This is a genomic window from uncultured Limnohabitans sp. (genome assembly GCF_937889215.1).
In the GTDB taxonomy this organism is placed as follows: Bacteria; Pseudomonadota; Gammaproteobacteria; order Burkholderiales; family Burkholderiaceae_C; genus Limnohabitans_A.
The window spans coordinates 1-9,024 of the sequence record NZ_CALBEX010000107.1 but is presented as its reverse complement, the minus strand read 5'-3'; the positions used below and the strand labels follow the sequence as shown (position 1 = coordinate 9,024).

8 protein-coding genes and 1 pseudogene are annotated in these 9,024 nt (G+C 59.9%); 8 read left to right on the top strand and 1 reads right to left on the bottom strand.

The window, feature by feature from the left end:
• From Q0341_RS02780 to Q0341_RS02770, 3 genes and pseudogenes are all read left to right on the top strand, one after another.
• Positions 1 to 670 (top strand): annotated as a pseudogene (locus Q0341_RS02780) (MFS transporter); the annotation flags it as partial.
• A gap of 230 nt (positions 671 to 900) precedes the next feature.
• On the top strand, positions 901 to 2,664 hold the full coding sequence (locus Q0341_RS02775) for an AMP-binding protein (protein WP_299510398.1): 1,764 nt from the start codon (positions 901 to 903) through the stop codon (positions 2,662 to 2,664).
• Positions 2,665 to 2,684: 20 nt separating this feature from the next.
• Complete coding sequence (locus tag Q0341_RS02770; protein ID WP_299510396.1) at positions 2,685 to 3,596, top strand: bile acid:sodium symporter; 912 nt, start codon at positions 2,685 to 2,687, stop codon at positions 3,594 to 3,596.
• 50 nt (positions 3,597 to 3,646) lie between these two features.
• Here the strand turns inward: Q0341_RS02770 and Q0341_RS02765 are convergent, their stop codons facing one another.
• Positions 3,647 to 4,219, bottom strand: coding sequence for a hypothetical protein (locus Q0341_RS02765; RefSeq protein ID WP_299510394.1), 573 nt, complete (start codon positions 4,217 to 4,219; stop codon positions 3,647 to 3,649).
• 95 nt (positions 4,220 to 4,314) lie between these two features.
• Between Q0341_RS02765 and xdhC the strand changes: the two genes are divergently transcribed.
• The 5 genes from xdhC to Q0341_RS02740 all read left to right on the top strand — a co-directional run.
• Positions 4,315 to 5,112, top strand: coding sequence for a xanthine dehydrogenase accessory protein XdhC (xdhC, locus tag Q0341_RS02760; protein ID WP_299510393.1), 798 nt, complete (start codon positions 4,315 to 4,317; stop codon positions 5,110 to 5,112).
• A 176-nt stretch (positions 5,113 to 5,288) separates the two neighbouring features.
• On the top strand, positions 5,289 to 6,503 hold the full coding sequence (locus Q0341_RS02755; protein ID WP_299510391.1) for a urate hydroxylase PuuD: 1,215 nt from the start codon (positions 5,289 to 5,291) through the stop codon (positions 6,501 to 6,503).
• 147 nt (positions 6,504 to 6,650) lie between these two features.
• A complete protein-coding gene (locus Q0341_RS02750; RefSeq protein ID WP_299510389.1) occupies positions 6,651 to 7,634 on the top strand; it encodes a tripartite tricarboxylate transporter substrate binding protein in 984 nt (327 codons plus the stop codon).
• A 9-nt stretch (positions 7,635 to 7,643) separates the two neighbouring features.
• Entirely contained in the window at positions 7,644 to 8,117 is a 474-nt protein-coding gene (locus Q0341_RS02745; RefSeq protein WP_299510388.1) for a tripartite tricarboxylate transporter TctB family protein, read from the top strand.
• A gap of 52 nt (positions 8,118 to 8,169) precedes the next feature.
• The coding region (locus Q0341_RS02740; protein WP_299510387.1) for a tripartite tricarboxylate transporter permease at positions 8,170 to 9,024 on the top strand (855 nt) is incomplete at its 3' end.

Below are 9,024 nucleotides of genomic sequence, written 5' to 3'. Positions count from 1 at the left end.
GTGCGGGTGGGTCTTTGCACGCGCTTGCCCACAAGAAGTGTCCTCGCCCGCCAAGCGCAAGGGTGGGGCCAAGGTGAGCCTGCCCGCGCCCATGCTGGCCCGGGCTTTGGTGGTCATGACGGCTGCGGCCATCACCAGCAGCGTGTTGTTCAATTTCACGACCAACGGCAACGGGCCTTTGATCGCTGAGCGGTTTCAGGGGGTGATGGAAGACCCGGCCACCTTGGGCTTGTTGCTGGCGCTGGTGTACGCCTTGGCCTCGGTGGCTCAGGTGGTGGTGGGGCACCTGATCAACCGTTTCCCACTCAAGCGCTTTTTCATGTTCATGGTGATGGCGCAGATTCCGATGTTGGTGTTGGCCTCGCAGGCGCAGGTTTGGTGGCTGTTTGCCGCTTTGACCGGCGTCATGGTGTTCATCTTCGGGGCGATTCCCTTCACAGATTTCATGATCGCCCGCTATGTGGACGACCGCTTGCGTTCGCGCGTGTCGGGCATGCGCTTGGGCGTGTCGTTTGCGGTCAGCTCTTTGTCGGTCTGGGCCTTGGGGCCGGTGGTCAAGGCCATGGGTTTTGGCAGTTCGCTCTTGCTGTTGGCAGGTTTTTCGGTGGCCACGGTACTCATCTTGACCTTGTTGCCAGGCGCGGCACAAGAGCAGCAAAAACCTGCGTAAACGAAGGTTTTTGATCAGGGAAAACACCCCCCTGAATCGCGGTGTTTCAAGGCGTTTCGGGCTGGATTGCGTCAATAATGGCCGCTCATTGGAGACGCTCTTTTTAGGGGCTGCGCCACCCGTAAAAAATGGCCCAGGGCGTCGATCAAAACCCATGTGAGCACACACCAGCATCGCCTGGTCTGGCCCTTGGGCTCACCTCTTTTTCATCTCTGCCCGCAAGGACCTTCATGAGCTTCACCCCAGAACCCACGAGCGCTGTGCGCCCGTGGCAAGCGGTTTACCCCCAAGTGGGCATCGCCCCCGATTTGCCCGTGCCCGAGCACCAGAGCCTGGCGCATTTGATCCACGACCATTGCACCCGCTGGGCGCGTGACAGCCAGGCCAAGGCGGCTTTCACTTGCGTGGTGCCCAACGGCATGAATGGCAGTTTGAGTTTTGCGCAAGTCGATGCTTTGTCGGATGCGTTTGCAGGCTACCTGCGCGGTACTTTGGGCTTGGCCCAGGGCGACCGTGTGGCCGTGCAGTTGCCCAACAGCCTGCCCTACCCGGTGGTGGCTTTTGGTGTGCTCAAGGCCGGGTGCGTGTTGGTCAACACCAACCCGCTCTACACCGTGAGCGAAATGGTGCACCAGTTCAACAACTGCCAGGCCAAGGCGCTGGTGGTGGTCGACATGTTTGCCGACAAACTGCCCGAGGTGCTGGCGCAAACGGGTGTGAAGCACATCGTGCTCGCGGGCGTGCCCGAGTTTTTCCCGGCGATTCCGCGCGGCATCATCCGCGGCGTGCAAAAGGTCTGGAGTAAGGTGTTGCCGCCCGTGACGGTGCCGCATGTGCGCCTGCAGGCGGCACTTGCCCAGGGCCGCGCCACTTTGGCCCAACAGCCTGCCAAAGGCTATTGGCAAGACCTGCAGCCGCACGATTTGGCCCTGCTGCAATACACCGGTGGCACCACCGGCGTGAGCAAGGGGGCGATGATCAGCCACGGCAATTTGCTGCACAACGTGCAGCAGATGCTGGCCATGGGCGCGACCCACATGAAACCTGGCCAAGAGTGTGTGTTGACGGCGCTGCCGCTCTACCACATCTTCGCGTTCACAGCCAATTTGCTGGGCTTCCTGGCCATCGGCGCGCACAACATTTTGGTCCCCAGCCCGCGCCCGGTGCAAAACCTGCAACGCGCGGTCGAGAACTACCCCATCACCTGGATGACGGGCGTGAACACCTTGTTCAATGGCCTGCTCAATGAAGAGTGGTTTTTGGCCTACCCGCCCAAGCACCTGAAGGCCTCGATCGCAGGCGGTACCGCCTTGCACAGCGCCGTGGCACAGCGCTGGCGCGAAGTCACAGGCACACCCATTGCCGAAGGTTATGGCCTGACCGAGACCTCGCCTGTGGTGAGTTTCAACCCATTGAGTGGTGAGCCGCGATTGGGCAGCATCGGCATCCCGGCCCCCGGCACCGATGTGCGTTTGGTGTCTGAAGTTGGGCAAGATGTGCCCGTGGGCGAGCCCGGCGAGATCTGGGTGCGTGGCCCGCAGGTCATGCAAGGCTATTGGCAAAACGAGGCCGAAACCGCCAACGTGATGCAGGACGGCTGGTTCGCCACGGGCGACATCGCGGTGATGGACGCGACCGGCTTTTTGCGCATCGTGGACCGCAAGAAAGACATGGTGCTGGTCTCGGGCTTCAACGTCTACCCCAACGAGGTGGAAGACGTGATCGCGCAGATGGACGCGGTGCTGGAAGTGGCGGTGGTCGGCACGCCCGACGAGCGCACCGGCGAAGCCGTGCGTGCCTATGTGGTGCCGAACCCTGACCATGCAGGACAGTTGCGCGCCGAAGACGTTGTGGCGCATTGCAAGCAACACCTGGCGGCTTACAAGCGACCCAGCTCGGTGGTGCTGCGCGACGAGTTACCCAAGTCCCCGATTGGCAAGGTGCTGCGCAAGGACCTGAAAGCCGAAGTCAACCTTGAATTCAAACGCGCCTGAGCGCCACAGCGGAGTTATGTATGGTCACCGAATTTGAAACCAAACTGCTGGGCGTGATGATGATGGTCATCATGATGGGCATGGGCGCATCGCTCACCTGGCGCGACTTTTTGATCGCCTTTCGCAAGCCCAAGGGCGTGCTGGTGGGCATTGTTTGCCAATACGGCATCATGCCCTTCCTGGGCTTTGCCATGGCCATGTTGCTGGACTTGCCGCCTGCGCTGGCGGTGGGCCTGATCCTGATGGCCTGCATGCCTGGCGGCACCACCTCCAACATCTTTGCCTACTTCAGCAAAGGCGTGCTGGCGCTGTCCATCATGATGACCAGCGTGTCCACCTTGGTGGCGCTGGTCATGGTGCCTGCTTTGCTGGAGTTTTATTCGCAAGCGGCTGGCATCAGCGGCGATTTCAAGATCCCGGCCAGCAACGTGGCGCAGGTGTTGGTGGTGCTCTTGGTGCCTACCTTGATCGGCATGGGCCTGCGCAAGATGAGCCCCAACATCGGTGCCACCATCGAGTTGCTGGGGGGCTTTTTGGGCATTCTGGTGATTTTGTTTTTGGTGGTGACCTGGATTCCGCGCAACCACCAGCTGCTGGCCACCACGCCCTGGACGGTGTATTTTGCAGCCATTGGTCTGGGCCTGGTGGGCATGGCGCTGGGTTACGGCCTGTCTCGTTTGCTGCGCCAAGACGCCAAGCGCAGCCGCACGATTGCGCTGGAGACCGGCATTCAGAACGGCCCCTTGGCGGTGCTGATCGTGACGCTGAGCTTTGCCGGTGCCATGCAGCAAGACATCTTGCTGATTCCGGTGCTGTACTCGCTGTTCATCGTGATCAGCAGCAGCTTTGTGACGATGGCCTTTCGCCGCCGCAGCGACCGCGAAGCCCTGGCTCGCGACAAGGCCAAGGCTGGGCAGATGGTGGCTTCGTAGGTCGGTGCCTTCAGGTCCGACGAGGTGCGCCAGTGCCCTTTGAAAACGGCTCAGTCCTGTCCCTCGGTCAAGGTGTCGAGCTGGAATTTGCCGCTTTGGTGCCAGAGCCACACTTCGGTGTAGGTGACTTGGCTCATGTGCACCGGCACGGGGTAGGGCTCTGCGGCTTTGACCATGTGCTCGATTTGTTGCATGACCTCAGGCACATGCCGGGGTGCGCGCATCCACTTCACCGATTTGACCGAGCCATGGCGGTCAATGTCCACGTTGAGCACTCCCACGGCTTGCAGCATGGGTGGTAAGCGGCCCTTGTAAATGTGTTGATGGTTGAGTGCATACAAGTGACTGGCCGCGTCCTTGCGATAGTCTTTGGCGCTGCGCGCTCTTGACGTGATGGGGCCTTGGCGAGCCAGGTTTGGTGCGGCGGCTTCGGGGCGAACCGAGGCCGAGTCGGCAGCGGGAGGGCTAGCGGCTGGTGTGGAAGGGGTTTGGGACGCCGTCCTTGGAGTTGAGGGCGGTGCGGTGCAACCGCTTAAGCCGGCCAAGCCCAAAGCGCCCAGGGTCAGCCAAGCCCATGTGAAAGTGGCGCACGCTGCGTTCGGGGTACTTTGGGGTGGTCTCATCACAGCTCCTTTGTCTTGGCATACTCGGTGTTTGGCCGGGATTGTGGCATTGACGTGCAGCCTTGGCGAGTGGCTTTTTTTGTGCAGGGAATGGTGTGAACTGGAAAACGGCAGCATTGAATCGATTGGTCGGCGAAGCCGCCGTTTGGGTGCGCGTGCACGCCACGCAAGGCTCGGTGCCGCGTGGGCCGGGCACCCACATGCTGGTGTTTGCCCGGGGAGAGGCGGGCACCATTGGCGGCGGGCATTTGGAGTTTCAGGCGCTGGCGCATGCTCGGCGTTTGTTGGCCGGGGAGTTGGTGACCACCCACTTGCGTCAGGTGCTTGGCCCCAGTTTGGGGCAATGCTGCGGCGGGGTGGTCGAATTGACCCTGGAGCGGGTGGACGCGGACGATGTGGCGCGTTTGCGCACCTTGTTGATGCCACCGCGCACCCCGCTGGCGCTGTTTGGCGGCGGCCATGTGGGCCGGGCGATTGTGAACACGCTGGCGCCTTTGCCTTTTGCGGTGCGCTGGATCGACAGCCGTGACGAGATTTTTCCGGACGATGTGCCCGATGAAGTGGACTGCGAGCATTCCAACCCGGTGCAAGCGGCGGTGGCCGATCTGGCCCCGGGCAGCCGGGTGCTGATCATGAGCTTCAGTCACGCCGAAGACCTGGACATCGTGGTGGCCTGCCTCAAACGCCTGCGCACACAAGACGATTTGCCTTTTGTGGGCCTGATCGGCAGCCAGACCAAGTGGGCCACCTTTCGGCACCGCCTTGAGGATCGGGGTTTCACGGCCGAAGAGATCGCCCGCATCACCTGTCCGATTGGCGTGCCGGGTATCTCGGGCAAAGAGCCCGAAGTCATCGCCGTGGCGGTGGCGGCACAACTCTTGCAGTCTCTTTGATTGTGCGATGCTGGTTTCCCCTAGGCCGCCAAGCCTTATGGGGACTGGAATCCCAAACGTAAACTGTATACACTTCGGTGCACTGGTCGCAGCGGCGCAGGAACCCTCGGGTTCATGTTCGCGACCGAATACCTACTCACAGGGCCCGCGGTGGTGAGTTGGTTGGAGAATCCTTCATGGAATCGTATTTTTTGGAATGGGCCAATTTGTTGCTGCGATGGGTGCATGTCATCACCGCCATCGCCTGGATTGGCTCCTCGTTCTACTTTGTCTTTCTGGACAACAACCTGCAAAAACCCAACTCGCCCGACCTGCTTGAAAAAGGTGTGGGCGGCGCGATGTGGGCAGTGCACGGCGGCGGTTTTTACAACCCCCAAAAGTACATGGTCGCCCCCAAGGTCATCCACACCAAGCTGCACTGGTTTTATTGGGAAAGTTACTCCACCTGGCTGAGCGGTTTTGCGCTGTTCACGGTGCTTTACTTGTACAACGCAGGCACTTTCCTGATAGACAAATCGCTGATGGACTGGACCCCCGTGATGGCCGGGTCGGCCGCCGTGGGCATGCTGGTGGCCTTTTGGTTTGTTTACGACATCATTTGCCGTGTCTTTGGCTTCCGCAAAAACGGCGAGCTGATCGTGGCGGGCCTGATGATCGTGGTGGTGGCGTTTTGCTCTTGGCTGGCCAATGAGCTGTTTGCAGGCCGTGCCGCCTTCTTGTTGGTGGGCGCCATGATCGCCACCGCCATGAGCGCCAACGTGTTCTTCTGGATCATCCCCGGCCAGCGCAAAGTGGTGGCGGCCATGACCAGCGGTGAGACTTACGACGCCAACGCCCTGGCCATCCACGGCAAGCGCGGCAAGCAGCGCAGCGTGCACAACACCTACTTCACGCTGCCCGTCATCTTTGCGATGCTGAGCAACCACTACAGCTTTTTGTACACGCACGAACAGCGCTGGGTGTTGCTGTTTGTGATGATGCTGGCCGGTGCCCTGATTCGCCAGTTCTTTGTGCAACGCCACGCCTTTCACCTGGGCCGCGCAGCCAACCCCTGGCCCTTTGCGGCCGTGGGCGTGGTGATGATTTTGGGGGTGATCGTGGCTTTGCGGCCTGCGCCTCCCAAGGTCGTCTCTGCGGTGAATGTCCAGCCGGTGAGTTTTGCCCAGGTACAGAGCCTTGTGGGTCAGCACTGCTTGGCCTGCCATGGCGCCCAGGTGCAAATGAAAAATGTGCGCCTGGACAGCCCAGAGTTGATCAAGCAAAACGCACAAAACCTCTACCAACAAGTGGTCGTGACCAAGCAAATGCCCATGGGCAACGCCACTGGCCTGACCGAGGAAGACCGCGCCTTGATCGGGCGCTGGTTTGTGGCGGGGGCCAAGTTGGATTGAGTGGATGGCATGCCGGTTGGGCTGTGGAGCAGTCGCCAGTGTTACTTGGAAAAAGGTTGACCCTATTGGTATGACCTTCGAATGGGTATAAATTTTGATTCAGCAGGGCCCTTTGGGTCCGGCTGTTCACATCAAAAGGAGACACCCATGTTCGTTCGCTCACGTCGTACTTTGGTGGCCAGCGCAGTTGCTGGTCTGGCTTGTTTGGCTGCAGCCTTGCCTGCTGCCGCACAAAATTACCCCGTCCGCCCCATCACCATGATCGTGCCTTGGGGTGCCGGTGGTGGCACCGATGCGGTGGCCCGCATCATTGCCAGCCTGATGGAAAAAGATTTGGGCCAGCCCGTCAACGTGGTCAACCGAACAGGCGGCAGCGGTGTGGTTGGCCACGCTGCCATTGCGGCTGCACCCGCCGATGGGTACACGATTGGCATGGCCACGGTCGAAATTGGCATGATGCATTGGCAAGGTCTGACGCAATTGACTGGCACTTCTTACACCCCCATTGGTCTGGTCAATGCCGATCCGGCCGGTATTCAGGTCCGCGCCGATTCCCCATATAAAAACGTGAACGATTTGTTGGCCGCCATCAAGGCCAATCCCGGTAAGTTCAAGGCCTCGGGCACAGGGCAGGGGGGCATCTGGCACCTGGCCATCGCTGGCTTGCTCTTGGACCAAAAAATAGATCCGGCCGCACTGCCTTGGGTGCCCAGCAACGGGGCTGCGCCAGGCTTGCAAGACATGGTCGCTGGCGGCGTGGAAGTTGCGCCCGTCTCGTTGCCCGAAGCCCGTTCGCTGATCGATGCGGGCAAGGTCAAAAGTCTGGCCATCATGAACGATAAGCCATCCGCGCTGTACCCCAACGTGCCCACACTCAAATCGGCCACTGGCAGCAACTGGACCATGGCCGCCTGGCGCGGTGTGTTGGCCCCCAAGGGTTTGCCAGCTCCGATTCAGGCCAAGTTGGCCGAGTCTGTGCGCAAAGTGGTAGCCAGCAAGGACTACACCGATTTCATGACCAGCCGCGGCTTGGGTGTGCTGTACGCAGGGCCTGAAGACACTGCCAAGTTCATGGCCAAGTCGGATGCCGAAATGGGTGTGACCATGAAGGCTGTCGGTCTGGTCAAGTAAGTTGACCTCATGAAAGTCAATGACGCTTTTTGGGGGGCGTTGTGCATGGCCTTGGGCGCTTCGGTGCTCTGGGCTGTGCGCGACTATCCTAATATCCCGGGCCAACCTGTGGGGCCAGCCCTGTTCCCGGGGTTGATTGCGATCGGCTTGTGTGTGGCTGGCGCCATCTTGCTTTTCCAGGGCTGGCGCAAACGCACGGAATCGCCTTGGGTGGTTTGGGAGGGGTGGGTTCATGCACCCCGCCAGCGCAAAGCTTTGGTGGTGTTGTTGGGCTCCGTGGTTTTCTACATTGCCGTGTCCGAGGCGTTGGGGTTCTTGTTGACGTCGGTGTGCATGATGCTGGCCCTTTTCCGTGCTTTGCAGGTGCCGTGGCCCAAGTCGGTTTTTTGGGCTGTGGTGGCGACTGTGGTTGTGCATTTTGCTTTTTACAAATTGCTGCGCGTGAATTTGCCATGGGGTGTGTTGACGCCTTTCGCGTGGTAATTCGGGTCGTTTTTTCAGTCCGTTGACTTTGTCAATCTGAGGAGCCTTTCCTATGTGGACAGCCGTTGGCCAAGCCTTTTCAATGGTCTTTGAGCCCTACACCATGATGGTGATGGTCCTCGCTGCTTTTTATGGTTTGTTCGTGGGGTCGGTGCCGGGCCTGACCGCCACCATGGCCACGGCCTTGTTGGTGCCGCTCACCTTCTTCATGCCGCCCATACCTGCGGTGGCTGTGATGGTCACCGCCACCGCAATGGCTATTTTTTCAGGGGACATTCCAGGTTGTTTGCTTCGCATACCGGGCACCCCGGCATCTGCGGCTTATGCTGACGAAGCCTATGCGATGACACGCAAAGGGCAGGCTGAAAAAGCATTGGGTGCAGGGCTTGTGTTTTCGGCTGTCGGGGGCTTGTTCGGCACGGTGGTGCTGATCGTGGCGGCACCGGCCTTGGCTGATTTTGCGCTGAACTTCAGCTCTTTTGAATATTTTTGGTTGGTGCTGTTGGGCCTGACTTGTGCGGTTTTCATCTCAACCGGCAACCCCCTCAAAGGCTTGGTGACCTTGATGCTGGGTTTGTTGGTGGCCTGTGTGGGTTTGGGCAATCCTGCTGGGTTTCCCCGTTTTACTTTTGGCAACGCCGAAATGACAGGCGGTATCGGCATGATCGCGATGATGATCGGCATGTTTGCCATCTCCGAGATCATTCGCTTTGTGGTGAACACCAGCCCCCCAGCACAGCTGGTGGTCGAAGAGGTGGGCGGTGTGTTGAAAGGGCAGTGGGCCTTGGCCAAGAAATACCCAAAGCAAATTTTGCGTGGCAGTGTTTTGGGGACTGCGGTGGGGGCTTTGCCCGGTGCAGGCGCTGACATCGCCGCTTGGATGTCGTACGCCATCAGCAAGAAATTT

What these genes read in the sequence shown, in the direction of transcription:
- Q0341_RS02775 (WP_299510398.1), top strand. Translation starts at nt 901, where the DNA reads ATGAGCTTCACCCCAGAACCCACGAGCGCTGTGCGCCCGTGGCAAGCG.
- Q0341_RS02770 (WP_299510396.1), top strand. Translation starts at nt 2,685, where the DNA reads ATGGTCACCGAATTTGAAACCAAACTGCTGGGCGTGATGATGATGGTC.
- Q0341_RS02765 (WP_299510394.1), bottom strand. Translation starts at nt 4,219, where the DNA reads ATGAGACCACCCCAAAGTACCCCGAACGCAGCGTGCGCCACTTTCACA.
- Q0341_RS02755 (WP_299510391.1), top strand. Translation starts at nt 5,289, where the DNA reads ATGGAATCGTATTTTTTGGAATGGGCCAATTTGTTGCTGCGATGGGTG.
- Q0341_RS02750 (WP_299510389.1), top strand. Translation starts at nt 6,651, where the DNA reads ATGTTCGTTCGCTCACGTCGTACTTTGGTGGCCAGCGCAGTTGCTGGT.
- Q0341_RS02745 (WP_299510388.1), top strand. Translation starts at nt 7,644, where the DNA reads ATGAAAGTCAATGACGCTTTTTGGGGGGCGTTGTGCATGGCCTTGGGC.